Below are 543 nucleotides of genomic sequence, written 5' to 3' on the forward strand. Positions count from 1 at the left end.
CGTCGCCAACTTTAACGATACCAGATTCAACACGGCCTGTTACTACAGTACCACGACCTGAGATTGAGAATACGTCTTCGATTGGCATTAGGAATGCTTTGTCGATGTCACGCTCTGGCTCTGGGATGTAGGTGTCTAGTACGTTTAGTAGTTCTACTACAGCTGGTTGGCCGTATTTTTCTTCTGAGCCTTTTAGGGCTTCAGTAGCAGAACCTTTAACGATAGGAGTGTCATCACCTGGGAAGTCATAGTCGTTCAATAATTCACGAACTTCCATTTCTACTAGTTCTAACAATTCTTCGTCATCAACCATGTCACATTTGTTCATGAATACGATGATGTACGGTACGCCAACCTGACGTGAAAGCAAGATGTGCTCACGAGTCTGTGGCATTGGGCCGTCAGTTGCAGATACTACTAGGATTGCGCCGTCCATCTGGGCAGCACCAGTGATCATGTTTTTAACATAATCGGCGTGACCTGGGCAATCTACGTGTGCGTAGTGACGGCTGTCTGTGTCATATTCTACGTGTGAGGTGTTGA

1 protein-coding gene is annotated in these 543 nt (G+C 46.2%); it reads right to left on the reverse strand.

What is annotated here, in order from left to right:
• On the reverse strand, positions 1 to 543 hold a 543-nt coding region (locus tag JMX96_RS13590; protein WP_227677061.1), incomplete at both ends, for a GTP-binding protein.

This window comes from Psychrobacter sp. JCM 18900 (assembly GCF_904846625.1).
Taxonomy (GTDB): Bacteria; Pseudomonadota; Gammaproteobacteria; order Pseudomonadales; family Moraxellaceae; genus Psychrobacter.